We start from the raw sequence: 25,323 nt of genomic DNA on the forward strand, positions 1-25,323 counted from the left end.
ATGCGCATCGCTCTCACCGGTTCAACGGGCAAGCTCGGACGCGTCGTGGCACGGGAACTCCGTGCGAGCGGCCACGAGGTCATCGGCATGGACGTGGTGGGGGCCCGAGAGCCCGACTTCGTGCAGGTCGATCTGACGGACTACGGCCAGGTCGTCGACGCGTTCGCGGGGGTGAACGACACGCACGACGGCATCGACGCGGTGGTGCACCTCGGAGCGATCCCGGCCCCCGGCATCCGCCCCGACGTCGCCACGTTCCACAACAACATGCCGGCGACGTTCAACGTGTTCTGGGCCGCCGTGCGGCTCGGGATCCGTCGCATCGTCTACGCCTCGAGCGAGACGGTCCTGGGGCTGCCGTTCGACGCGCCGCCTCCCTACGTGCCGGTCGACGAGGAGTATCCGCCGCGTCCGGAATCCGTGTACTCGCTCGTGAAGACGCTCGAGGAGCAGCTGGCGGCCGAACTGGTGCGGTGGCAGCCGGAGCTGTCGATCACGGCCCTGCGGTTCTCCAACGTGATGGTGCCGGAGGACTACGCGGAGTTCCCCGACTTCGACACCGATGCGCTCCGCCGCAAGTGGAACCTGTGGGGCTACATCGATGCCCGCGACGGAGCTCAGGCGATCGAGCGGGCGCTCGAGAACGCGCCGGTGGGCTTCGATCGGTTCATCATCGCGGCGGCCGACACCGTGATGTCGCGGCCGAACGCCGAGCTGCTCGCCGAGGTCTTCCCCGACGTGCCCGTGACCCGCGCGGTGGCTCCGAACGAGACCCTGCTGTCGATCGACAAGGCCCGCCGCGTCCTGGGCTACGCCCCGCAGCACTCCTGGCGCGACCACGTGTGAGCCCCGCTCCCGCCCCGCCCCGCACCGCCCGCCCCCGTCCGGACCTCCCCGGTCCGGGCTCAAGCCCATGCTCCGGTCGCAATATGGCAGCCAGATCGCCGTTTCGGCTGCCATATTGCGACCGGAAGCCCCCGGCGACCGGCGGCGACCGGAAGCCAACTGGGTGGGTGCTACTCCCGTTTGCGCGTCACCACGCGCTGCAGCAGAACGAAGACCAGCAGGATGCCACCCGTGATGATGGTGGTCATCTCGGGCGGGATACCGCCGTCACGGGTGATCAGCACGTTCATGAGACCGAGGACCAGCGCCCCGACCACCGAGCCGAGGACGTACCCGTAGGCGCCGGTGAGGACCGTGCCCCCGATGACCGCGGCGGCGATCGCGTCGAGTTCCCACCCGATTCCCGTGATGTTCTGCGCGGTTCCGAGGCGGGCGGTGTAGAGCACCGCGGCGAGGCCGGCGAGCGCTCCGCTGATCACGTACACCAGGACCTTGGTCCGCCAGACCGGAAGCCCCATCAGGAGAGCAGAGCTCTCTGACCCGCCGATCGCATACACCGTGCGTCCGGTGCGCGTACGGTGCAGCACGAAGAAGGCCACGAGCACGACGACGACCGCGATGATCACGGCCGGCGTGATGACGAGATCATTCACCTTCGGGCCGTCGATGATCTTCAGCTGCACCCCGATCCAGCGGATCGGGGAGTCCTCGCCCAGCCGCTCGGGCGTGGTGCTGAGCAACGAGGCGAGTCCGCGACCGAGGAACATCATGGCCAGCGTCGCGATGAACGGCTGCACGTTGAAGTACCTGATCAGGATGCCCGACACCAGGCCGAACGCCCCACCCGCACCGATCATCACCGCGATGACGGCGTAAGCGTTCCAGCCCGCATTGGCGAGCATCACCCCCGCGACCGAGGAGAACGCGATGATCGATCCCACGGAGAGGTCGATACCGCCGGTGATGATCACGAACGTCATCGCCACGGCGAGGACGATCAGGTGGGCGTTGTTGATGAGCAGGTTGGACAGGGTGTTGAACTGCACCACGCGTCCGTAGGCGACCTCACCGTAGATGACCATCGCGACGAAGATGACGACCGATGCGATCGTGGGGAGGACGGAAGGATTCGCGAGAACCACCCGCCGGACGCGGGTCACCAGATCCGCGCGCTCGTGCTGCTCGGGGGCAGCGATCAGAGCGGTCATGCCTTCGCCTCCTTTTTGATGGCTTCCTGGGCGGGGGTGACGGTGACGACCCGTCGTCGTGTGCGGAACCAGCTGCGCACCCGTTCGGACTGCAGCAGGCACAGCACGACGATCACGATCGCTTTGAAGGCCGGGGTCGCCGACGACGAGACCCCGAGGAACAACACGGTCTTGTCGAGCGTCGCGATGAGCAGTGCCCCGACGAATGCGCCGCTGAGCGAGAACTTCCCTCCGGCGAGGGACGCCCCTCCGATGACCACCGCCAGGATGGCGTCGAGCTCCAGCTGATAGCCGGTGCGGGAGATGTCGACGGTCATGACGCTGCCCACCGACATGATGCCCGCGACGCCGGCGAGGATGCCGCTGAGCACGTAGGCCGTGAGCAGAAGCCCCGCCGGCTTGATGCCCGCCATGCGGCTGGCCTTGGGGTTGATGCCGATCGCCTCGATCATGAGGCCGAGCGCGCTGCGGCGCACGACCATGCCGACCGTGAGCACGATCAGGACGGCGATGATGAACACGACCGGGATCCCGATGAGGTACCCGTTCGAGATCCAGCGGAACGGCGCATTCGAGGCGGATGTGTTCTGACCGCCGGTGATGACCTTCGCGATCCCGCGCCCGGCCAGCATCAGGACGAGTGTGGCGATGAACGGCTGCAAACCGATGTACGCCACCAGGACGCCGTTCACCGCCCCCAGGATCGCGGTGACCAGCAGCGCGAGTCCGACGGCGGAGAAGGCGATGCCCACCGACTCGGAGTCGCCGGCCGCGCTGAGGAACTCCATCGAGACGGCACCCGCGACCGCCATCAGCGAGCCGACCGAGAGGTCGATGCCTCCGGTCGCGATCACGAGCGACATGCCGATCGCGATCATCATCACCGGGGCCGCTTGGCGAAGGATGTCGATCACGTTCCCGACGAGGTTGCCGTTGTTCGGATTGATCGTCACCGCGAGGTAGGTCGGGTCCTTGACCACGTTCAATGCGAGCAGCGCCACGATCGCGACGATGCCCCAGAAGAACGGTTTGCGGATCAGATCATGCCAGAAGGTCGTCCCTGCTGCGGCGGTCATCGCGCGCCCTCGCTCTCGGTCGTGTGGGTGACGGCATCGACGACTGCGCCGTCGGCGTCGTCGAGTGTCTCGGCGGCGGCGTCCAGACCGTGCGCGGCGATGACGTCGACGATCTCCTGAGCGGTCACCTCGGGACCGTTCTGGATCTCACCGATCTTGCGGTGGTCTTTGAGGACGATGATGCGCTCCGAAAGCCGCACCACCTCCTCGAGTTCGGAGGAGATGAAGACCACGGCGACGCCGTCCTCGGCGAGCTGCGCCACGGCTTCCTGGATCTCGGCCTTCGCGCCGATGTCGATCCCGCGGGTCGGCTCATCCAGGATCAGCAGGTCCGGGGAGGTCGCGAGCCAGCGCCCGAGCAGCACCTTCTGCTGGTTGCCACCGGAGAGGTTCTTGATCATGCGATCGGGATCCGCGGGGCGCACGTTGAGCGCGGCGATGTACTTGTCGACGATCGCGTCCTGCTCCTTGCGCGACATCGGTCGCGCCCAGCCGCGCTTCGCCTGCACGGCGAGGACGATGTTCTCCCGCACGGTGAGGTCGCCGATGATCCCCTCGTCGCGGCGGTTCTCGGTCGAGAACGCGATGCGGCGGGCGAGCGCGTCCGAGGGGGACTTCAGATCGATCCGGGTGCCGTCGAGGGTGAGGGTGCCGTCGTCCGCCCGGTCGGCCCCGTAGAGGAGACGCGCGAGTTCGGTGCGTCCTGCGCCGAGCAGTCCCGCGAAGCCGACCACCTCGCCCCGTCGGATCTCGAGGTCCGTCGCTTCGACCGCGCCGCGTCGCGCGATCCCGGATGCCGTGAGCAGGGGCTTCTCGTCGGGGTCGCGCGACTCCCGTCGACGGTTACCGCCGAGCGACTTGAGAGCGTCGAGGTCCTTGCCGATCATGGTCGAGATCAGCGCGTGGCGATCGAGCTCACTGGTGAGGAACTCGCCCTCGTACCGTCCGTTGCGCAGCACCGTGAGCCGGTCGCTGATCGCGTAGATCTGGTCGAGGAAGTGGGAGACGAAGAGGATGGCGACGCCCTGGTCGCGCAGGGAGCGGATCACTCCGAACAGCCCCTCGACCTCGGCGGCGTCCAGGCTGGACGTCGGCTCATCGAGGATCAGGACCTTGGCGTCGATGGCCATCGCTCGGCTGATCGCGACCAGCTGCTGCATCGCGATCGAGAGCGTCGCGAGCGGCTTGTGGGTGTCCAGGTGCTCGAGCCCGAGTCGGCGGAGCGCCGCCGTCGCCGCCCGATGGGTTGCTCGCCAATTGATGTCGAACAGGCCGCGCACCTCGTGCCCCAGCATCACGTTCTCGCCGATGGAGAGGTTCGGGGCGAGGTTGACCTCCTGGTAGACGGTCGAGATCCCCGCGGCCTGCGCATCGCCCGTACCGCTGAAGCTGCGCTCTTCCCCCGCGACCGTGATCGTGCCCGAGTCGATCGTGTAGACGCCGGTGAGGGCTTTGATCAGGGTCGACTTGCCGGCGCCGTTCTCTCCCATGAGGGCATGCACCTCGCCGGGGAAGAGGCGGAAGTCGACGCCGTCGAGTGCTTTGACACCGGGGAACTCGATCGAGATCCCGCGCATCTCCACGATGGGCCGTTCTTCGTTCATCGCTGTCTCTCCGTCTGAGAAGCCGGGTGACGCAGATCGCGCTGCGCCACCCGGCGTGAGGCCGAGGCCTCGGTCTGATCAGTACTTGCGGTCGGCCAGAACGGCCTGGGCCGCCTCGGCGGAGTCGAACGCCTCGCTGGGGACGATGATGTAGGACTCGACCGATTCGCCGGCCAGGGTCTTCTTCACCACGTCGAGGGCGGTCTCACCGAACAGCGGGTTGTACTCGTGCACGTAGCTGAGCTGTCCGTCCGCGAGTGCCTGCATCGCGTTCTTGGTGCCGTCGATCGTCGCGATCTTGACGTCCGTGCCGATGACCAGACCCGCCTCTTCCGCGGCCTGCGCCGCGCCGAGACCCATCTCGTCGTTCTGCGCGAACACGAACTGGATGTCGTTGCTGTTCGCCTTCAGCATGGTCTCGAAGACGCTCTTGCCCTCTTCCGCCGACCAGTTCGCGGTCTGGGCATCGAGCTTGTTCAGCGACGAACCTCCGAGGCCCTCGTCGAAGCCCTCGTTGCGCTCATTGACGACGCCGACGCCGGCCGGTCCCTCCAGCACGACGTAGTTGCCACCGTCGGGGAACGTCGCTGCGGCCCACGTGCCGACCTCCTTGGCGACCTCGACGTTGTCGGGGGCGATGCGGGTGACGTAGAGGCTGTCGTCGTCCGGCTCGATGCCGCGGTCGAGCAGGATCACGGGAATCTCCGCCTCCTGTGCACGCTTGAGCGAGTCCTCCCAGCCGGATGCCTCGGTGGCCGAGAGCAGAATCACGTCGACACCGGCGTCGACGAACGACGTGAACGCGTCGATCTGCGACTTCTGGTCCAGGTTCGTCGCGGGCGCGTACTTGAGGTCGAATCCGGCGTCCTCCGTGAAGGTGTCCTGGATGTTTCGCTCGTTCGCCTCGCGCCATGCTCCCTCGGGACCGACGGCGACGAACCCGACGGTCGTGAGCTCTCCCTCGTCACCGCCGTCGCCGCTGCCGCCGTCACCCGATCCACCGGTCGAGCAGGCCGCGAGACCGATCGCGAGAACTCCTGCAGCTGCCAGGCCCATCGCCGTGCGCATGCGCTTCTTCACGGACATTTCTCCTCCTTGAGACGCCGGGATGAACCCGGCAAACCGTTTCGGACCGATCGTGGTCCTGGTGATTGCAGAACACTGTCGTCGTGTCCCGGAGCCGATGTTACCGGGAACAAAGACTGGAACACAACGTGTAACTTGAATACCGGGGCTAGATCGTCATCCTCATAGTGTTACCGGGCACAATCGTCACAGCCGAGAGTCCACATCCGCCGCGATCATCTCAACCACGGTGTCGACGGTGACACCAGGCCCGTTGCTGAGCTCGCCGATCTTCTCGCGGTCCTTCAGGACGATGATGCGGTCGCTCACCCGCACGACCTCCTCGAGCTCCGACGAGATGAACACGACCGCGACCCCTCCGGCAGCGAGCTCGCTGACACGGCGCTGGATGTCGAGCTTCGCCGCGATGTCGATCCCCCGCGTCGGCTCGTCGAGGATCAGCACATGCGGGCGCACCGCGAGCGCACGGGCGAGGAGGACCTTCTGCTGCGCACCACCGGAGAGCATCTTCACCGGGCGATCGAGGTCGACGGTATCGAGATGCAGGCCCTCGACGTAGGAGTCGATCAACGCCGCGGACTCACCCGCCGACAGCGGCCTCGACCATCCGCGCAGAGCCTGCAGCGACAGCAGGATGTTCTCTCGCGCGGTGAGGTCGCCGATGATGCCCTGGGTGCGCCGGTTCTCCGTGGACATGGCGATGCGATGACGCAGAGCCACCGAGGGGCTGCGCAGCTCCACCCGCTCCCCCTCGACCCAGACCTCACCGGAGTCCGCGCGGGCGACGCCCGAGAGCAGGCTCGCGAGCTCGGTCCGACCTGAGCCGCGCAGCCCGGCGAAGCCGACGATCTCGCCTCTCTGCATCTCTATGTCCGTCTCGGCCAACTCGCCACGACGTCCGATGTCGAGGGCTTGGAGGGCGGGGAGGGCATCGGAGACGTAGTGATGCGACTTCCGTTCCGACTTCAGGGCGCGCAGACTCTCGATGTCCTTGCCCAGCATCTGGGAGATCAGCTCTGCCCTGTCCAGATCACGGGTGGCGTTCTCGCCGATCAGGCGACCCCCGCGAAGGACGGTCATCCGGTCGCTGATCGCGAACGCCTGCTCGAGGAGATGCGACACGAACAGGATCGCCACCCCCCGCTCGCGAAGGTTGCGGATGACCCGCATCAGGGTGGCGACCTCCGCCTGGTCAAGACTCGAGGTGGGCTCATCCAGGACCAGCACGTCGGGTTGATCCACGACCGAGCGCGCGAGCGCGACCAGCTGCTTCTGCGCCGGCGACAGCATCGAGACCGGTGTCCGCGGGTCGAGGTCGTCCAGTCCGAGTCTGCCCAGCGCCTGTGCCGCATCGGCCCGCGTGCGACGCCAGTCGATCCCGAACATCCCTCGACGCTCGTGGCCGAGCATCACGTTCTCCGCGACGCTGAGGTTCGGGCTGAGCTGCGTCTCCTGGAACACGGTCGCGATGCCGGCCGCGCGGCTGTCGGCGACACCGGACAGCCGACGCTGCTCCCCCGCGATCGTCACGGTGCCCGCGACCGGCGTGCAGGTTCCCGTGAGCACCGCGATGAGGGTGGACTTGCCTGCGCCGTTCTCGCCCATCAGCGCGTGCACCTCGCCGGGGAACAGACGGAAGTCGACGTCTTCGAGCGCGCGCACACCCGGAAAGTCCACCGTGATCCCGGAGAGCTCGACGATGGGCTCCGGTCCGGGGGCGGACATCACCGCACCTCCCGCGGTGGCCCGGTCGAGGCTCGGGCGACGATCTCGGTGGGGATGCGCGTGAACGCAGGGATCTCACGTTCCTCGATCGCCGCACGCAGCATCTCGACCACGGCGACTCCGAGGGCGTGGAAGTCCTGGCGGATGGTGGTCAACGGCGGCAGGAAGTGCCGCGCGAGGGGCACGTCATCGAAACCGACGACGCTGAGATCGTTCGGAACACTGAAGCCCTTGTCGTGCAGTCCGTGGATGAGACCGATCGCCATGTCGTCGTTCGCGGCGAACACGGCGGTGTAGTCGGGCAGCCGGTTCAGGCCCATCGCGAAGTCATAGGCGAAGTCGGCGGTCCAGTCGCCCACGACGATCGGACGTTCGCGGATGCCCCAGGACTTCGCCCGGGAGTGGAAGGCGCGCTCGCGGGCGCGGGCGTCGAGCCAGTCCAGGGGACCGGAGATGTGCAGGATGTCTCGATGGCCGAGGGCTACCAGATGATCCACCAGCAAGGTGGTCCCGGCGTGCTGGTCGATCGACACGGTCAGGAAGGTGGGATCGGCATCCGCCTTGACCACGAGCATCGGGACGTTGATGACGACCCGGCGCAACGCCGCCACCGAGGAGGAGCGCGGCGCGATCACGCACAGCGCATCGACTCCCTGCGTCATCAGGCTCTCGACCGCCTCCTGTGGCGAGAGACCATCGCCCTCGTGCAGCGCGATCTGGGCGACGGAGTAGTCCGCGCCGCGGGCGGCCAGCTCGACCGCGCTCAGGATGCTGGTCGGCCCGAAAGCGCCTGGGCTCTCGACGAGCACGCCGATGCGGCGGGACCGCTGCGTCGCGAGCGCACGTGCCACCAGATTCGGCCGGTAGTCGAGTTCCTCGATCGCCTCCAGCACGCGGCGCCGCGTATCGGGCTTGATGTTGGGATGGTCGTTCAACACCCGCGACACCGTCATGTGCGACACCCCGGCGATCACGGCCACCTGTCGGATGTTGGGTTTGTCCGAGCCGACGTTCACCATGCGCACCTCCGTCGGCCCTGTCTGAGCGATGTTACCGAGAACAGCGGGAACCACGCAACGGCAGAGGGACCCGCCCCTTCCTGCTGCGGGGAGCCAGGAAGGGGCGGGCCGGGAGCGGAGGTCACCGCGTGCGAGCGGCGACCTCACCTCACTCCCTCTCGACCTCCACGACCGCGCGGCCGCGGCGACGCAGGACCCAGAAACCGGATCCGAGCGCCAGGAGCAGCACCCCGAGCCACATCGCCGTCAACGACGCGCTGGCGTCGCCACCGGTGTTCGCGAGGGAACCGTCGGAACCGCCCGCGCCTCCTCCGGCGGAGGAACCGCCACCGGTGCCGCCACCAGCGCTCGACCTGGTGATGGTGAGCGGCACCCGTGCGAGCTCGGTCTCGCCGTCTCGGAGCACGATGTGATGTGCACCCGCCGCCATGTCGGCAGGGATCGTCACGGTCTCCTGGATCCGGCCGGCCACCGCCGTCGCGGTCGCGAGCGCCCGATACGTGCTCTCGATGCCGATCTCGACCTCGTCACTCGTCACGCCGGTGGCGGTCACGGTCACCGTGCTTCCTGCGGCAGCGGTGTCGACGGACAGCCGGACGTTCAGCTCGGTGCCCGGATTGTCGTCGATCGGAGTGAACGCCCAGTTGTCGACCTCGAACACGTCGGTCTCGACGTCCGCGCCCTCGGCTGCGGCGAAGACGAAGAACACATCGTGCTCGCCCGTCGCACCGGTGACCTCGGCCTCGACCGTCGTCCACTCCCCGATCGTGCCGTCGACGGGTATCTCCGCCACGACCGCGCCGTCGACGTCATCCAGACGCACCTGGATGCTGCCTCCGGCGGCCAACGGCTTCACCGTCGCGGACACCTTCCGGGCACCGGAGCCGAAGTCGACGCCGGAGATTCCGGAGAAGTCACCGTCGTCGACGCCGGACAGCACCATGTTCCCTGAACCGTTGTGCTCGGGGAACTCGACCGAATCGGCATCCCCCTCGATCGTCGTGATGCCCAGCTGCCAGGGCAGGGTCTCCGCTTCGAAGGTGCGGTACGGGTCGAAGCTCTCCACCTGCTCCACCCCGGCACGCGTTCCGACGATCGGCTTTATGGTGCCGTCCTGGTTGAACTCGAGCTTGTCGATGTGGACCGAGCGGTACCCCTGTGTCGCTCCGGGCGTTCCGAGCGCGGCGGCCCACGCCGCCCCGCTTGATGTTACCGGTAACAGAATTCGAGCACAAGACTCGATCCTCCCGCCCCGCCGCTCTGCTCTTCACCCAGGGGCTCCAGTCGCGATATGGCACCCAAAGCGGCCGTTCTGGCTGCCATATCGCGACCGGAGCGGTCAGGGGCCGACCCGGACGGGCGGGGCGAGAGCGGACTAGAGGCCGAGCCGCTCCAGGTAGGGGTTCACCAGGCGGCGGTCCGGGTCGTAGCGGGCGGCGAGCGCGGCGAAGTCGTCTCCGCGCGTGTATCGCGAGCGCGTCTCGGCGCCGTCGAGGGTGAACACCTTGCCCCAGTGCGGACGCGCCGTGGCGGGAAGCGCTGCCTCGATCGTCGGCAGCAGAGCGCGCACGGCCGCCTCATCCGGCTTCCAGGTGAAGTGGAGACCGACCGCATCCGTCCCGTACGACGGGCTGAGCCACAGACTGTCCGCGCGCACGGTGCGGATCTCGTTCACCAGCAGCAGGGGCGCGATCTGCCCCGCGAGGGTCCGCACGGCCTGGATCGCGGCCACGGCATCCTCACGCGGCACGAGGTACTCGCTCTGGATCTCGGCGCCGGCCGAGGGGGTGAAGTCGAGCCGGAAATGCGGCAGCCGCTCGAACCACGGCCCGGCGACCCCGAGCTGTTCGGTGCAGGCGATGGGGTCGACGCCGAGGATGGGATGCCGCTTGCTCACGGCAGCGACGGCTCCGAGCCGTTCGAACAGGGACACCCGGGCGGCCTCGCGCGCTTCGGGCAGACGCTGCTTGACCCAGATCTGGTCGATGACGTCGGTGCGCTCCCACGTCGAGAACAGGCTCACACTGGTGCCGATCGAGGTGACCTCGTCGAAGTCGGCGAGCACCGCGTCCCAATCCGGATGTTCGAAGACGTGCTGAGCGATCTCGTAGGTCGGCTCGACGTCGAGCGTCACATCGAGGACCGCACCGAGAGCCCCGAGGCTCACGACCGCGCCGTCGAAGTCGGCATCCCCCCGCTCCAGGCTGCGGGTCTCGCCGGAGGGCGTGAGGATCGTGAGGCCTCGGACCGCGCTCGCGAGCGAACCGATGGCGTCGCCGGAACCGTGCGTTCCGGTGGCCACCGCTCCGGCGACGGAGATGTGCGGGAGTGAGGCCAGATTGGCGAGCGCGAGTCCCTCCGCGTCGAGCAGGGGCGCGATGTCGCCGTAGCGCGCGGCACCGGAGACCCGCACGGCCGTCCGGTCGGCGCTCACCTCGAACACCGAGGGCAGACGGTCGAGCACGAGGAGCACGCCTTCGGTGTCGGCGATGTCGTTGAAGCAGTGCCGTGAGCCGAGCACGCGCACCGGCCCGCCCTGCCCGAGCAGGGCGCCGAGTTCGTCGACGGACTCGGGGTGCGCGACCGCCGAGGCCCGGTACGTCAGGTTGCCTGCCCAGTTGCGCTCGCTGCTCATTGCGCCATGATAGCCACCCGCCGATCGACTACATCGATGTACTCCGCATCAGCCGGGCTCGGCGCTAGGCTGACCGGATGACAGCGCTGCCGCCGCCCCGCGCCACCATGAAGGATGTCGCGGCCCTCGCCGGGGTCTCCCCCAAGACGGTGTCGAACGTCGTGACCGGCACAGTTCCCGTCAATGAGAGCACTCGGGCCAAGGTCGAGTCCGCGATGGCGCAGCTCGACTTCGTTCCCAACCTCAGCGCGCGGGGACTGCGCAAGGGGCGCTCCGGGATCATCGCCGTCGCCCTCCCCGATCTCGCGACCGCATTCTCGGCAGAGCTCGTGCATCGCATCGTCGAGGCTGCGCACGGAAAAGGCCTCGCCGTGCAGATCGAGGAGACGGCATCCGAGCCCGAGCGTGAGAAGGAGCTGGTCTCCCGCGCCCGCGCGCACCTGGTCGACGGCCTCATCCTCAACCCCATCCGCCTCGAGGACAGCGTGCTGAAGTACGCCGACCGCCTTCCGCCGCTGGTGGTGATCGGCGAGGTGGAGCAGAACCGCGCCGACCATGTGCGCATCGACAGCCGACAGGCTGCCGCCGATGCGACGCGGCATGTGCTGGCCCGCGGCGCGACACGGGTCGCGGTGGTCGGCGCCGACGACGATCCGTCGATCGCGACAGCCACGAGCCGGCTGCGCCTCGAGGGTGTGCACGATGCGCTCCGCGAGGCGGGCATCGCCCGGGATCCTGCCCTCGAGATCAATCGTCTGCCCTGGTCGATGGCCGGTGGCGCGGAGGCGGTGCGTGCCCTGCTCGATCGCCGCGTGCCCTTCGACGCGATCGTGGCGTTCACGGATTCGCTCGCGCTCGGGGCTCTGCACACCCTGCACGACAACGGCATCCGAGTGCCGCACGACGTCATCGTGACCGGCTTCGACGATGTCGAGTTCTCGCGGTTCACCTCCCCGGCACTGACCTCGATCGCGTTCGATCGACAGGCGTTCGCGATCGCGGCACTCGGCCTGCTGGAGTCCCGCATGGACGACCGCACGGCTCCGCCGCGGGCACTCACCCTCTCGCACCACCTCCTGGAACGCGCGAGCACGGAGGGCCGCCCGGCCGGCTACCGCCCCTGACCTCCGCCGGCATCGGAGCGCGATCGATGCTTGCACATCCGATTACATCGATGTAATGATGAGTCGTCCACCCGCCCTGTCACGAAGGAGTGACGATGACGCCCCCGCTCGATCTGTCCAGAAGGCAGTTCCTCGCTGCCACCTCCCTCGCCGCCGGCGCGGCCCTGCTCAGCGGGTGCGCGCCCGGTGCGGCATCCGCCACCGGCCCGCAGACCCTGCAGTTCTGGCACCTGCTCAGCGGAGGCGACGGTGTCACCATGTCGCAGCTGTTGGATGAGGTGAACGGTGCACAGAGCGCCTTCCGCATCCGCCCGACCGTGCTCGCGTGGGGCACTCCGTACTACACGAAACTCGCGATGGCGGGTGCCGGTGGTCGCGCCCCCGATGTCGCCATCATGCATGCGACCCGCACCGTCGGCTGGGCCCCGGGTGGTCTCCTCGACCCCTGGGACCTCGACCGCCTCGCCGAGCTCGGCGTCGACAGCTCGACCTTCCCCGCTCCGATCTGGGAGAAGGGCTTCGTGGGGAGCGACATGTACAGCGTCGCCCTCGACGCCCACCCCTTCGTGATGATGTTCAACACCGACATCTGTGATGCCGCAGGCGTCCTGGACAGCGACGGCGCACTGGCCGAGACCTCCTCACCCGAGGAGTTCCTCGACCAGTTGCGCGCAATCGGGGGCTCCGCCGAGGGGCATGCGCTGTCCTACGGCTACCTCGGCGACGGCGCCCAGATGTGGCGCCTGTTCTACACGTTCTACTCGCAGCACGGCGCGGCCATGGAACTCCCTCCGGGTGGGCCCGCGACGATCGACAAAGATGTCGCCGTCGAATCACTGTCTCTGATGCGCACCCTGCTCGACGGAGAGATCGCCCTGGCACAGGCCGACTACGGCAGCGCCATCGCCGAGTTCGCCACCGGCAAGAGCGGCATGCTGTTCACCGGTGTCTGGGAACTCCGCACCATGCAGGCCGCCGGGATCCCGTTCGACGCGACGATGATCCCCACGCTGTTCGGCACACCGGCGGTCTACGCCGACTCCCACTCGTTCGTGCTCCCGCATCAGTCCCACGCCGATCCGGTCCGACGCGACCTCACCTACCAGTTCGTGGCCGACATGCTCAAGAACTCCTTCGGGTGGGCCGAGGCCGGGCACATCCCCGCGTTCCTTCCCGTGACCGAATCCCCGGAGTACGCGGACCTGATCCCCCAGGCGAACTACGCCGAAGCGGCCCAGCACGTCGTGTACGACCCGACCGCATGGTTCACCGGGTCCGGTTCGAACTTCCAGTCCGAGTTCGGCGCGGCCGTCCAGGGTGTACTGCTCTCGGGCGACGACCCGGCGACCGCGATCGACCGCTTCGAGGCGCGGGTCAACACCCTGCTCCGACAGCCGAACCCGGCAGACCCCGAAGGGACGTTCGGATCATGACCGCGCTCACCGACTCCACGCGCACCATCGTCACCGGGTCCCGCACCACCCCGCGGGGTCGCCGCGCCGGCTCGCGCAACCGCGAACAGCTCATCAGCTGGGCCTTCCTCGCGCCGTTCCTCGTGGCCTTCGTCCTGTTCCTCGTCTGGCCCATCATCCACGGCATCATCCTCAGCTTCACCGACCAGTCCCTCACCGGGGCCGGCGGCGCGTTCATCGGCTTCGCCAACTACGCCGAGGCGTTCGGCGACCCGAAGATGTGGCAGTCGATGGGCAACACCGTCTGGTTCACGCTGCTCTCCACGGTGCCTCTCGTCGTGGTCGCCCTCGCGATGGCGGCTCTCGTCGACCGCGGCATCCCGGGACAATGGCTGTGGCGCCTCTCGTTCTTCATGCCGTTCCTGCTCGCCTCGACCGTGATCTCGCAGATCTGGGTCTGGATCTTCAACCCCCAAGTGGGCGCGGCGAACAACATCCTCGAGCTCTTCGGTCTCGAACCGCTCGCCTGGCTGCAGAATCCCGACACGAACATGCTGTCGATCGTGATCGCCACCGTGTGGTGGACGGTGGGCTTCAACTTCCTGCTGTACCTCGCCGCGATGCAGAACATCCCGCCGCAGCAGTACGAGGCCGCTTCCCTCGACGGCGCCGGCGCCTGGCGACAGTTCTGGTCGATCACCCTCCCCCAGCTCGGCCCGGCGACCGTCCTCATCCTGATCCTGCAGATCCTCGCCTCGCTCAAGCTGTTCGACCAGGCGTATCAGATGCTCGGCGGGGTCGCGAGCGACACCACCCGCTCCATCGTGCAGTACATCTACGAGGCCGGTTTCGTCAGCTACCGGTTCGGCTACTCGGCCGCCATCTCCTACGTGTTCTTCGCCCTCATCGTCATCCTCGGCGTCGCGCAGGCCCTGATCTCGCGCCGCCGGAAGGAGCAGCTCTGATGTCCACCGCCACCGTATCCCCCGTCGTCCCCACTGCCACCGAGACGATCACGACGGCATCGAGCCGTCGTGATCGGCGGCCGCGTCTTCCCGGCCAAAACCCCTTCGGCCCACTCCGCATCGCCGCTTTCGTCGTGCTGCTGCTCCTCGCGGTCGGCTGGCTGCTGCCCTTCCTCTGGGCGGTCGCGACCGCGTTCAAGACCGAGACGGATGCCGCCTCCGGCGATCCGGGCTGGATCGGCGCCAGCGGACCCACGATCGAGGCTTTCACGGCGATCCTGTCGCAGGGCAACGTCTACGTGTGGGGGCTCAACAGCCTGCTCACGTCCGTCGCGATCACCGTGATCACGCTGGCCATCTCCGCCCTCGCGGCCTATGCCTTCTCCCGCCTGGACTTCACCGGCCGCAAGTGGTTGTTCGTGGCGATCATCGCCTCCATCGTCGTCCCGCCCCAGGTGCTGATCATCCCGCTGTTCTACGAGATGCTCGCGTTCAACCTGGTCGACACCTACGCGGGGCTGATCCTGCCGCAGGTCGTGGCACCCGCGATGGTGTTCATCCTGAAGCGGTTCTTCGATGCCATCCCGATCGAGCTGGAAGATGCGGCACGGGTCGACGGCGCCGGACGGTTCCGGATCTTCTGGTCGATCGTGCTCCCGCTGTCCCGTCCGATCATGGCGTCGGTGGCGATCTTCGTGTTCATCAGCGCCTGGAACAACTTCCTCTGGCCGTTCCTGGTCATCAACGACACGACGCTCATGACGCTGCCGGTCGGCCTGCAGACCGTGATCAGCGCCTACGGCGTGCAGTACGCACAGGTCATGGCGCAAGCCGTGCTCGCGGCGCTGCCCCTGATCGTCGTCTTCATCATCTTCCAGAAGCAGATCGTCAAGGGAGTCGCGACCAGCGGCTTCGGCGGTCAGTGATCCCTGCCCTCCCGCACCACCCCACCCGCAGAGCCAGACCCGAGGAGAACAATGTCTCAGGCCCGCATCACCATCGACCGCGACTTCACGATCGCCGACGTCCCCCGGAGACTCTTCGGTTCGTTCGTCGAGCACATGGGTCGCTGTGTCTACACCGGCATCTACGAGCCCGGTCATCCTCAGGCCGATGAGCGCGGCTTCCGCCGCGACGTCCTGGCTCTGGTGAAGGAGATGGGACCGACCGTGGTCCGCTACCCCGGCGGCAACTTCGTGTCCGGATACCGCTGGGAAGACGGTGTCGGCCCCGCAGAGGACCGGCCGGTGCGTCTCGACGGTGCCTGGCACACCGTCGAGACGAACGCGTTCGGCCTGCACGAGTTCATGGCCTGGGCGAAAGAGGCCGAGGTCGAGGTCATGGAGGCCGTGAACCTCGGCACCCGCGGTGTCGAGGAGGCCCGCGCCCTCGTCGAGTACGCGAACCACCCCGGAGGCACGTACTGGTCGGATCTGCGTCGCAGGAACGGGGCCGAGCAGCCGTTCGACATCAGGCTGTGGTGCCTCGGCAACGAGCTCGACGGCCCCTGGCAGATCGGGGGCAAGACCGCGGCCGAATACGGGCGGCTCGCGCAGGAGTCCGCCAAGGCGATGCGACTGGTCGATCCTTCCATCGAGCTCGTCGCGGTCGGGTCGTCCGGCCGCTCGATGCCGACGTTCGGCACCTGGGAGCACACGGTGCTCTCGCACGCCTACGACGAGGTCGACTTCGTCTCGATGCACGCGTACTACCAGGAGCACGACGGCGACGCCGAGTCGTTCCTCGCCGAGTCCACCGACATGGACGCCTTCATCGAGGGCGTCATCGCGACGGTGGACGCGGTGAAGGCCGCGGGCAAGCACACGAAGCAGATCGACATCTCTTTCGACGAGTGGAACGTGTGGGATCAGGTGAAGTACAACGACGTCGAAGCGAAGGAGATCGAGAAGGCCGGGTGGAGGCAGCACCCTCGGCTGATCGAGGACACCTACAACGTGACGGATGCCGTCGTCGTCGGGACGCTGCTCAACAGCCTGCTGCGGCACGGCGACCGTGTGAAGATCGCCAACCAGGCGCAGCTCGTGAACGTGATCGCACCGATCCGATCCGAAGAGGGCGGAGCGGCCTGGCGCCAGACGAGCTTCTGGCCTTTCGAGCGCATGGCGCGTCTCGCGAAGGGCCGCATCCTCCGACTCGCCGTCTCGGCGGCGCAGATCGAGACGAAGCGCTACGGCGGCGTCGACGCGGTGGACGCCGCCGCCACGTGGGAGGAGGCGACCGGTCGGGTGGCCGTGTTCGTCGCGAACCGCTCGCTGGACGAATCGAGCGACCTGACGATCGACCTGCACGGGCTCGGTGACCTGCGCGTGGTGGAAGCCGAGACCCTCACGATCCCCGAGGGCGGCGACCGCCACACGTCGAACCTCGAGACCGCTCCCGACAGCGTCCACATGGTGCCGCTGGGTGCGGTCGAGGTCGTGGACGGCGCGGTGCGCGCGACCCTGCCGCCGCTGTCCTGGTCGGTCATCCAGCTCGAGGTCGCTCGCGCCTGACCCCGGCCTACGTGCGGGCGATCGCCGCCGTGGTCGCCCGCACGACCAGCCTCGTCGGCAGGGTCACGTTCATCTCCTCGATGGGCTCGCCGGCGAGCAGCGCGAAGACCATCTCCGCGGCCACCGCCCCGAGTCGACGCATCGGCTGCTGGATGGTGGTGAGCGGCAGGGCTCGGCGGGTGGCCTCCGGCACATCGTCGAATCCGACCACCGAGAGGTCCTGCGGCACCCGGAGCCCGAGCTCGTGCGCGACCTCGATCACGGCGATGGCGGAGAGGTCGTTCGCGGCGAACACGGCCGTCGGCCTCTCCGGACCCGCCAGGAGGATCCTCGCCGAATCCCGTGTCGTCTCCAGCTCGTAGCGCCCCGCGCGGATCAGATCGGGATCCACCGGGATGCCGGCGTCGGCGAGCGCACGCCGATAGCCGGCGTCACGCAGTCCCGCGGAGCGAAGGTCGGGACGACCACCAAGGAAGCTGATCCGGCGATGGCCGAGCTCGAGGAGGTGGCGGGTCGCGGTGAGAGCCCCGCCGAAGCTGTCCGACTCGACCGTCGGCAGGTCGGCCCGGCCCGTGTGCGGGTCGATCGCGACCACGGGAATCTCGGCCGAGGCCCCCACGACGGTGGGTGTGACCATGATCGCGGCATCGATGAGCGTTCCGGAGAGGCGGCTGAGTGATCGGCGCTCCCACCCCTCCCCTTGTCCGTGCCGCGACCCGCTGTACGCGAGCAGATCGAAACCGGTACCGTGCACCGCTGCGCCGACGCCCTTGAGGATCTCGGCGCTGAACGGCTCGAAGTCGGCGAGGAGCACCCCGATCACGCCGGTGCGTCTGGCGCGCATGCTGCTGGCCACCAGGCTCGATTCGTAGCCGAGCTCCTGCACGACGTCGAGCACACGTCGGACCGTCTCATCCGCGATCCCGTAGCGTCCGTTGACGGCTTTCGACACCGTCGACACCGAGACGCCCGCCGCCTTCGCGACATCGTGGATCGTCGTTCTCCTGCTCATGATCGCCCAGCGTATCCGGCTGCGCGCCCGCCATGGAAACTGTTTTCGAAAACGTTTGACGAAAGTTCTCGACGACAGCAGACTGCAACGCGACGCGGTCGCACCTCCTGCCACCGCGGCGCCCGCAGAGACGCGCGGCGCAACTCTCGATGAGGAGAACGATCACATGAACAGCACACGGCGCTCCCTCGTGTCCCTCGCCACGATCGCCACGGTCGGAGCTCTCGCGCTCAGCGGGTGCACGGCCGGCTCGACCGACGACGGCGGAGACTCGGCGATGACCCTCTGGCACAACTCCACGACGGGACCGGGGGTGGAATTCTGGGAGCAGACCGTCGCCGACTTCGAAGAGGCGAATCCCGGCGTCACCATCGACATCCAGTCGATCCAGAACGAGGATCTCGACGGCAAGCTCCAGACCGCTCTGAACTCCGGCGATGCCCCCGACATCTTCCTGCAGCGCGGCGGCGGCAAGATGGCCGCGATGGTCAAAGCAGGACAGCTCAAGGACCTGACCGACTCGATCACGGGTGCCGCCGCGGAGGAGATCTCCGATGCCGCCTACTCGGCGAGCAGCCTCGACGGCAAGATCTACGCCCTTCCCGTGGCCGTCCTCCCCGGAGGACTCTTCTACAGCCAGGACCTGTTCGACGAGGCGGGCATCGCCGAGAACCCGACCACGCTCGACGAGCTCGAGGCCGCGACCGAGGACCTCAAGAGTGCGGGGATCGATCCCGTCGCCCTCGGTGCCAAGGACGCCTGGCCCGCAGCGCACTGGTACTACTGGCTGGCCCTGCGCGAATGCGGCTCGGACACGCTCGCCCAGGCTGCCGATGAGATGAACTTCGACGACGACTGCTGGGTGCGCGCCGGTGAAGACCTGCAGGCCTTCGCAGCCACCGAACCGTTCAACTCCGGCTTCCTGACCACGACCGCGCAGCAGGGCGCTGCCAGCTCGGCCGGACTGATCGCCAACCACAAGGCGGCCATGGAGCTCATGGGCGCCTGGAACCCGGGCGTGATCGGCTCCCTGACGCCCGACCAGAAGCCGCTTCCCGACCTCTCGTGGTTCCCCTTCCCCGAAGTGGAGGGCGGCGAAGGCGAGCCGGGCTCGATGATGGGTGGCGTCGACGGGTACTCGTGCTCGGTCGATGCGCCGGATGCCTGCGTCGACTTCCTCAACTACCTGGGCACCTCCGAGGTGCAGACCGCCTACTACAAGGCGTTCAACGCTCCGCCGGTGAACACCGTCGCGCAGGAAGCCGTGACCGAGCCGTACCTGCAGGCCATCCTCGAGGCCTACAACGCCGCACCGTACGCCACCCAGTGGCTGGACACCGTCTACGGACAGAACGTCGGCAACGCCCTCAACGTCGCCGTCGTCAACATGCTCGCCGGTCAGGGAACCCCGGAGGACATCGTCAAGGCCGTCCAGGATGCCGCAGCAAAGGCATAGGGTCTCCGCCCGGCTGGAAGTGATCCTTCTGGCCGGGCCGGCCCTCCTCGTCTTCCTCGCCTTCGTCATCTTCCCGGTGCTGATGGCGGGCTACTACGGGTTCTTCAGCTGGCAGGGCTACGGCCCTCCGACCGACTTCGTCGGACTCAAGAACTACCTCACGATCCTGCAGGATCCGCTGTTCCACGACGCGCTCGCGCACAACGGGTTCATCCTGGTCTTCTCGCTCGTCTTCCAGGGGCCGGCGGCGATCCTGCTCGCCCTCCTGCTCAACCGGCGGATGCGCGGCCAGTCACTGATCCGCGTCCTCATCTTCATCCCCTACGTGATCTCCGAGGTCGTCGTGGGAACGGGATGGAGCCTGATGCTGCAGACCAGCGGTGCGTTCAACGACCTGCTGGAGAAGATGGGCCTCGGATTCCTCGCGAACGACTGGCTCTCGAATCCGGACATCGCGATCTGGACGCTGATGGTGATCATCACCTGGAAGTACGTCGGATTCGCGGTGATCCTGTTCCTCGCCGGGCTCCAGGGCATTCCCGAGGAGCTGCACGAAGCCGCCGCGATCGACGGCGCCTCGTACTGGCAGATCCAGTGGCGCATCACGCTGCCCCTGCTGGCTCCGACGCTGCGCATCTGGGCATTCCTGTCGATCATCGGCTCGCTGCAGCTGTTCGACCTGGTCTACATCATCTGGGGGCAGTACATCGCCTCCACCGCCGGGACCTCGACGATGGCGACCTACATGGTCTCCGAAGGACGCAACGCCGGCAACTTCGGGTACGGCAACGCCGTCGCGGTCGTGCTGTTCCTGATCTCGCTCGTCGTGGCGCTCGTCTACCAGCGCGCGGTGCTACGACGCGACACCGACGGCGCCCTGACCGGCGCCCCTGCACGGAAGAAGAGGACGACGCGATGACCGCCACCTCGCTACTCGTCACCCAGCGATCGGGGCGCGCCCCGCGCGCGCGGCTGCCGTGGGCCAACCCGACCGTCTACTTCGTCGCACTGATCGTCGTCGGATTGATGCTCGCTCCGATCGCGTACATCATCATCGGCGGTTTCCGCACGAACGCCCAGATCACGACGGACCCGTCAGGGCTGCCGAGCCCGTGGCTCATCCAGAACTACCTCGACGTGATCACGGGCGGCATCTTCTGGCGCCAGGTGCTCAACTCGACCATCGTCGCCCTCGCCACCACCATCGGCGTGGTCGCCCTGGGGCTGATGGCGGCCTACGTGCTCGCCCGCTACCGGTTCGCCGGACGCGGAGTGCTCTACGCGTTCTTCGCCGCCGGCCTCATGTTCCCGCTGACCGTGGCCATCACGCCGCTGTACATCGTGGTGCGGAACCTCGGCCTGATGAACTCCCTCGGTGGGGTCATCCTGCCGCAGATCGCCTTCGCCCTGCCGACGACGATCATCATCCTGGTGCCGTTCCTCCGGGCGATCCCCGACGAGATCCAGGAAGCCGCGTTCATCGACGGATGCAGCAGGATCGGCTTCTTCTGGCGCATGGTGCTGCCGCTGTCTATCCCCGGCGTGATCACCACCGGCATCCTCGCGTTCATCGGCAGCTGGAACGGGTACCTCCTCCCGTTGTTCATCCTCAACGATGCGGCCTCGTTCACGCTCCCCCTCGGCGTGCAGTCGTTCGCCTCCCAGTACTCCGTCGACACCGCGAAGGTGCTGGCATTCACCTCGCTGTCGATGATCCCCGCCCTGATCTTCTTCAGCTTGTTCGAGCGTCGGATCGTGGGCGGACTGACCGGCGCCGTCAAGGGTTGACGATGTCGACCGAAGTTCCACAGAAAGAGATGGATGTGCTCTCCCCCACCCCCCGCCCTCAGCTCTCCGCACGCGTGGCGAGCCTCCTGGACCAGATGACGCTGGAGGAGAAGCAAGCGCAACTCGTCGGCTTCTGGGTTGACCAGGGCAACGAACTCGTCGCCCCGATGGCCGGCGAGAAGCGGACGTCCACGCGCTACGAGGAGGCGACGGCTCACGGGATCGGTCACCTGACCCGCGTCTACGGCACGCGCCCCGTCGAGCCCATCGAGCGGGCGAGCTGGTTGTGGGGCGAGCAGGCGCGGCTGCAGCGGGAGACCCGGTTGGGGATCCCCGCTCTCGTGCACGAGGAGTGCCTGACCGGGCTCGCCGCGTGGAAGGCCGCGACCTTCCCGACGCCGCTCGCGTGGGGAGCGTCCTTCGACCCGGATCTGGTCGAACAGGTCGGGCGAGCGATCGGATCGTCGATGCGTACCCTCGGGATCCATCAGGGTCTCGCGCCGGTGCTGGATGTGATCCGCGACCCGCGGTGGGGACGCGTCGACGAGTGCATCGCCGAGGACCCGCTGCTGGTCGGAACCGTCGGAACCGCCTATGTGCGCGGCATGCAGGCGGAAGGTGTGCACGCCACGCTCAAGCATTTCGTGGGGTACTCCGCCTCTCGCGCCGGCCGCAACCACGCTCCGGTGTCCGCCGGTCGTCGCGAGGTGGAGGACGTGCTCCTTCCGCCGTTCGAGATGGCGGTGCGGGAAGGCGGTGTGCGCAGCGTCATGAACTCCTACAGCGATATCGACGGCGTGCCGGTCGCCGCGGATCCGTACTACCTCGATGAGGTGCTGCGCGGACGCTGGGGATTCGACGGGGTCGTGGTGTCCGACTACTTCGCCGTCGATTTCCTGCGCACCATGCATCATGTCGCCGCCGACTCCGCCCAGGCGGCCGCGCTCGCGCTCACCGCGGGAATCGATGTGGAGCTGCCCTCTCCCGACGCGTACACGACGCTCGCCGCACAGGTGCGCGACGGGTCTCTGCCGGAGAGCATCCTGGATCGGGCCGTCGGGCGCGTGCTCACGCAGAAGGAGGAGCTGGGCTTGCTGGACGCGGACTTCACCGATCCGCCGCGCGAGGTCGACCTGGATTCGCCCGAGCATCGTGGATTGGCCCGCCGTCTGGCCGAGGAGTCGCTCGTCCTCCTGAGCAACGACGACATCCTCCCGCTCGACCCGTCCGCGTCGCCGCGTATCGCGGTCATCGGACCGAATGCCGACAGCGCCGAGGCATTGATGGGGTGTTACTCCTTCGTCAACCACGTCCTCGCCCACCACCCCGAAGTACCCGCCGGCATCGCGCTGCCGAGCGTGCTCGACGCGCTCCGGGCGGAGCTCCCCTCGGCGACGATCACCCACGCCGTCGGCTGCGAGGTCGACGGCGAGGACCGCAGCGGTTTCCCCTCGGCGATCGCGCAGGCCACCGAGGCCGATGTCGCGATCGTCGTGATCGGTGACCGTGCCGGCCTGTTCGGACGCGGCACGGTCGGCGAGGGCAACGACGTCGACTCCCTCGACCTGCCCGGCGTACAGCGCGCACTCGTCGAGTCGATCGTCGCCACCGGCACCCCGGTGGTGGTCGTCGCTCTCACCGGCCGCCCCTATGCTCTGGGCTGGGCGCTCCCGCCGCGGGCGACCGCCGCCGGGACGAACGCGGGTCTCGGATCGGTCAATTCCCCCGCGCCGGCCGGCCGGACATCGCCGACGGAGCAGCCTCCCCTGCCGGCCGCCGTCCTGCACGGGTTCTTCCCCGGGGAGGAAGGAGGCGCGGCGATCGCCGCCGTGCTGAGCGGACGCGTGTCCCCGTCCGGTCGCCTGCCGGTGTCCCTGCCGAGATCCGCCGGCGCGCAGCCGTACTCTTACCTGCACGCCGCCCTCGGAGGACGCACCGATGTGACGAGCGTCGATCCGACGCCCGTGCGTCCCTTCGGATTCGGGCTCGCCTACACGACGTTCGAGCACGGGGACCTGACGGCTGACGAGACCGTGACCGCGGGGCAGACGTTCCAGGTCACCGTTCGCGTGCGGAACGTCGGCTCCCGCGAGGGCACCGACGTCGTGCAGCTCTACGCGCACGACGAGGTCGCGAGCGTGGCCCGCCCCGTCGCGCAGCTGGTCGACTTCCGCCGGGTGTCCCTGGCACCGGGTGCGGAACAGGTCATCGAGTTCGCGGTCCCCACCGAGCGCCTCGCCTTCACCGGCCTGGACGGCGTGCGACGCGTGGAGCCGGGGCGCATCCGACTCTGGGTCGGGTCGGCCTGCGACGACGTCGAGACCTCCGCCACGATCGACATCACCCCTGCTCCCTGACGGGCGGGCGGTCCGATCGCGGCGCGCCCGTGACGGATCGCCTCCCGGCCGGGAGAATGGAGACATGTCCGCGAGATCCCGCCGGCCGCTGCTCACGTCGGTGCGCCGCCTGCTGCACACCGATCCCTCGGCCGTCGCGGCCACCGAGGCGATGCCCGTCATCGACGAACGCACGGTACCGCGGGTGCTGGACCTTGCGACCCGTATCGGCGAGTCGATGTTCGCGGTCGGGGCCTCCGCGCACGAGGTGACGCTCGCGATCATCCGCGTGTGCGACGCGTATGGGATGAAGGGCGTCCAGGTCGACGTCACCTACAACTCGATCACGGTGTCGTTCCACCTGAGCGGCGAGGTCTGGCCGGAGACGCTGGTCCGCGTGGTGCGGGTGACGGCTCCGGACCATGCGAAGCTCCAGCGGGTGCAGGCCCTGGTGGCGGACATCGATGACGGACTCGACCTCGAATCCGCGCGCGCGACGTTCCGGGCGATCCGACGGGTGCCCTTCCGCTACCAGCAGCCGGTGGTCATCGTCGCGCGGGCTCTGCTCGCCGTCGGGGTGAGCATCATGCTCGGCGCCTCCCCGATCATCGTCGCCCTCACCTTCGTCGCGGCGCTCTGCGCGGCGCTGACCCAGGCGGCTCTCGCCAGGATCCGGGTCCCGTTGTTCTTCAGCCAGATCGCCGGTGGCTTCGTGACGACCGGGGTGGCGGTTGCCGTGTCGGCTCTCGGCGCCGCGGGGGTCGAACCCTTCGTCGGCATCCGCCCGTCCATCATCGTGGCCGCGGGTATCGTGCTGATGCTCGCCGGACTCACCGTGGTCGGGGCGGCGCAGGACGCGATCGACGGCTTCGCGCTCACCGCCGGCGGACGCATCCTCGACCTCACGATGCAGACGCTCGGGGTCGTGATCGGGATCCTCGTGGGCCTCGAGCTGGGCAGTGTCCTGGGCTTCACGATGGGTCTCCCCGACGACCCCGCGCCGTTCGGCCCGCTGCTGAACCAGTTCGCCGGTGCGATCATCGTCGCCATCGCGGTCGCCGTGTTCAACGGCGCCGGGATCCGGATCATCCTGGTGAGCGCACTGCTCAGTGCCGTCACGCTCGCGGGGTATTCGGCATCCATCGCCCTGAACCTGCATCCCGCGGCGGCGAGCGCGGTCGGCGCGCTGCTGGCGAGTTTCCTCGGCATGCTGATCGCCCGCAACCTGCACGTGCCGTCGGTCGCGGTGACGACCGCGGCGATCGTCCCCCTCGTCCCCGGTGTGGCCGTGTTCCAGGGTCTGCTCGAGATGGTGCACGCAGCCGGCACCTCGACCGGGATGCTGTATGCCGGAGGCTCGCTCATCGATGCTGCGGTGATCGGCATCGGTCTCGCCTCCGGCGCCTCCCTCGGGTTGTACCTGGGCACTCCGTTGCGCGCGACCCTCGCCAGCGTCGCGAAGACGCGCGCCCGCGTCCGCCGCTGATCCCCACCCGTCTCGCAACCCGAGCCGAACGG

20 protein-coding genes are annotated in these 25,323 nt (G+C 68.1%); 11 read left to right on the top strand and 9 right to left on the bottom strand.

Going from position 1 to position 25,323, the window contains the following annotated elements:
• Complete coding sequence (locus LRQ07_RS14705; RefSeq protein ID WP_256535050.1) at window positions 1-846, top strand: NAD-dependent epimerase/dehydratase family protein; 846 nt, start codon at window positions 1-3, stop codon at window positions 844-846.
• Window positions 847-1,016: 170 nt separating this feature from the next.
• Here LRQ07_RS14705 and LRQ07_RS14710 read toward each other — a convergent pair whose 3' ends face one another.
• The 8 genes from LRQ07_RS14710 to LRQ07_RS14745 all read right to left on the bottom strand — a co-directional run bounded on the left by LRQ07_RS14710 (window position 1,017) and on the right by LRQ07_RS14745 (window position 11,199).
• Window positions 1,017-2,054, bottom strand: a complete 1,038-nt coding sequence (locus tag LRQ07_RS14710) for an ABC transporter permease (protein WP_256535051.1) — start codon at window positions 2,052-2,054, stop codon at window positions 1,017-1,019.
• Window positions 2,051-3,130: an ABC transporter permease gene (locus LRQ07_RS14715; protein WP_256535052.1), complete on the bottom strand. Its 1,080-nt coding sequence runs from the start codon at window positions 3,128-3,130 to the stop codon at window positions 2,051-2,053. The genes LRQ07_RS14710 and LRQ07_RS14715 overlap by 4 nt, the downstream gene beginning before the upstream one ends.
• Window positions 3,127-4,734 (bottom strand): sugar ABC transporter ATP-binding protein, encoded by a 1,608-nt coding sequence (locus tag LRQ07_RS14720; protein WP_256535053.1) that lies wholly within the window; start codon window positions 4,732-4,734, stop codon window positions 3,127-3,129. Before LRQ07_RS14720 ends, LRQ07_RS14715 begins: the two co-directional genes overlap by 4 nt.
• 78 nt (window positions 4,735-4,812) lie before the next feature.
• Window positions 4,813-5,820, bottom strand: coding sequence for a substrate-binding domain-containing protein (locus LRQ07_RS14725; protein ID WP_256535054.1), 1,008 nt, complete (start codon window positions 5,818-5,820; stop codon window positions 4,813-4,815).
• 186 nt (window positions 5,821-6,006) lie between these two features.
• Window positions 6,007-7,545 carry a sugar ABC transporter ATP-binding protein gene (locus LRQ07_RS14730; protein ID WP_256535055.1) on the bottom strand — a complete coding sequence of 513 codons (1,539 nt, stop codon included), beginning with the start codon at window positions 7,543-7,545 and terminating at the stop codon, window positions 6,007-6,009.
• Window positions 7,545-8,564, bottom strand: a complete 1,020-nt coding sequence (locus LRQ07_RS14735) for a LacI family DNA-binding transcriptional regulator (RefSeq protein ID WP_047524284.1) — start codon at window positions 8,562-8,564, stop codon at window positions 7,545-7,547. The genes LRQ07_RS14730 and LRQ07_RS14735 overlap by 1 nt, the downstream gene beginning before the upstream one ends.
• 148 nt (window positions 8,565-8,712) lie before the next feature.
• The gene (locus LRQ07_RS14740; RefSeq protein ID WP_256535056.1) at window positions 8,713-9,639 is read right to left on the bottom strand and encodes a carbohydrate-binding protein; all 927 of its coding nucleotides are present in this window, start codon (window positions 9,637-9,639) and stop codon (window positions 8,713-8,715) included.
• Between the two features lie 300 nt (window positions 9,640-9,939).
• A complete protein-coding gene (locus tag LRQ07_RS14745; protein WP_256535057.1) occupies window positions 9,940-11,199 on the bottom strand; it encodes an FAD-binding protein in 1,260 nt (419 codons plus the stop codon).
• A 77-nt stretch (window positions 11,200-11,276) separates the two neighbouring features.
• Between LRQ07_RS14745 and LRQ07_RS14750 the strand changes: the two genes are divergently transcribed.
• The 5 genes from LRQ07_RS14750 to LRQ07_RS14770 all read left to right on the top strand — a co-directional run bounded on the left by LRQ07_RS14750 (window position 11,277) and on the right by LRQ07_RS14770 (window position 17,213).
• Window positions 11,277-12,323 carry a LacI family DNA-binding transcriptional regulator gene (locus tag LRQ07_RS14750; protein ID WP_256535058.1) on the top strand — a complete coding sequence of 349 codons (1,047 nt, stop codon included), beginning with the start codon at window positions 11,277-11,279 and terminating at the stop codon, window positions 12,321-12,323.
• Window positions 12,324-12,418: 95 nt separating this feature from the next.
• Window positions 12,419-13,756 (top strand): extracellular solute-binding protein, encoded by a 1,338-nt coding sequence (locus tag LRQ07_RS14755; RefSeq protein ID WP_256535059.1) that lies wholly within the window; start codon window positions 12,419-12,421, stop codon window positions 13,754-13,756.
• Window positions 13,753-14,700, top strand: a complete 948-nt coding sequence (locus tag LRQ07_RS14760; RefSeq protein ID WP_256535060.1) for a carbohydrate ABC transporter permease — start codon at window positions 13,753-13,755, stop codon at window positions 14,698-14,700. Before LRQ07_RS14755 ends, LRQ07_RS14760 begins: the two co-directional genes overlap by 4 nt.
• Window positions 14,700-15,626 (top strand): carbohydrate ABC transporter permease, encoded by a 927-nt coding sequence (locus tag LRQ07_RS14765; RefSeq protein ID WP_256535061.1) that lies wholly within the window; start codon window positions 14,700-14,702, stop codon window positions 15,624-15,626. Before LRQ07_RS14760 ends, LRQ07_RS14765 begins: the two co-directional genes overlap by 1 nt.
• A 51-nt stretch (window positions 15,627-15,677) precedes the next feature.
• A complete protein-coding gene (locus tag LRQ07_RS14770; protein WP_256535062.1) occupies window positions 15,678-17,213 on the top strand; it encodes an alpha-N-arabinofuranosidase in 1,536 nt (511 codons plus the stop codon).
• A 7-nt stretch (window positions 17,214-17,220) separates the two neighbouring features.
• Here the strand turns inward: LRQ07_RS14770 and LRQ07_RS14775 are convergent, their stop codons facing one another.
• Window positions 17,221-18,228 carry a LacI family DNA-binding transcriptional regulator gene (locus LRQ07_RS14775; protein ID WP_413775540.1) on the bottom strand — a complete coding sequence of 336 codons (1,008 nt, stop codon included), beginning with the start codon at window positions 18,226-18,228 and terminating at the stop codon, window positions 17,221-17,223.
• Between the two features lie 163 nt (window positions 18,229-18,391).
• On the opposite strand from LRQ07_RS14775, the gene LRQ07_RS14780 reads away from it, so the two are divergent.
• From LRQ07_RS14780 to LRQ07_RS14800, 5 genes are all read left to right on the top strand, one after another.
• Window positions 18,392-19,681 carry an extracellular solute-binding protein gene (locus LRQ07_RS14780; RefSeq protein ID WP_256535064.1) on the top strand — a complete coding sequence of 430 codons (1,290 nt, stop codon included), beginning with the start codon at window positions 18,392-18,394 and terminating at the stop codon, window positions 19,679-19,681.
• Window positions 19,662-20,600, top strand: coding sequence for a carbohydrate ABC transporter permease (locus tag LRQ07_RS14785; RefSeq protein WP_052193815.1), 939 nt, complete (start codon window positions 19,662-19,664; stop codon window positions 20,598-20,600). Before LRQ07_RS14780 ends, LRQ07_RS14785 begins: the two co-directional genes overlap by 20 nt.
• Window positions 20,597-21,469: a carbohydrate ABC transporter permease gene (locus LRQ07_RS14790; protein ID WP_256535065.1), complete on the top strand. Its 873-nt coding sequence runs from the start codon at window positions 20,597-20,599 to the stop codon at window positions 21,467-21,469. Before LRQ07_RS14785 ends, LRQ07_RS14790 begins: the two co-directional genes overlap by 4 nt.
• A 29-nt stretch (window positions 21,470-21,498) precedes the next feature.
• Window positions 21,499-23,826: a beta-glucosidase family protein gene (locus LRQ07_RS14795; RefSeq protein WP_256536448.1), complete on the top strand. Its 2,328-nt coding sequence runs from the start codon at window positions 21,499-21,501 to the stop codon at window positions 23,824-23,826.
• Window positions 23,827-23,890: 64 nt separating this feature from the next.
• Window positions 23,891-25,291, top strand: a complete 1,401-nt coding sequence (locus tag LRQ07_RS14800; RefSeq protein WP_248540984.1) for a threonine/serine ThrE exporter family protein — start codon at window positions 23,891-23,893, stop codon at window positions 25,289-25,291.
• The last annotated feature ends 32 nt before the right edge of the window (window positions 25,292-25,323 follow it).

It is taken from the genome of Microbacterium sp. J1-1 (assembly GCF_024498615.1).
GTDB classification, from domain to species: Bacteria; Actinomycetota; Actinomycetes; order Actinomycetales; family Microbacteriaceae; genus Microbacterium; species Microbacterium aurugineum.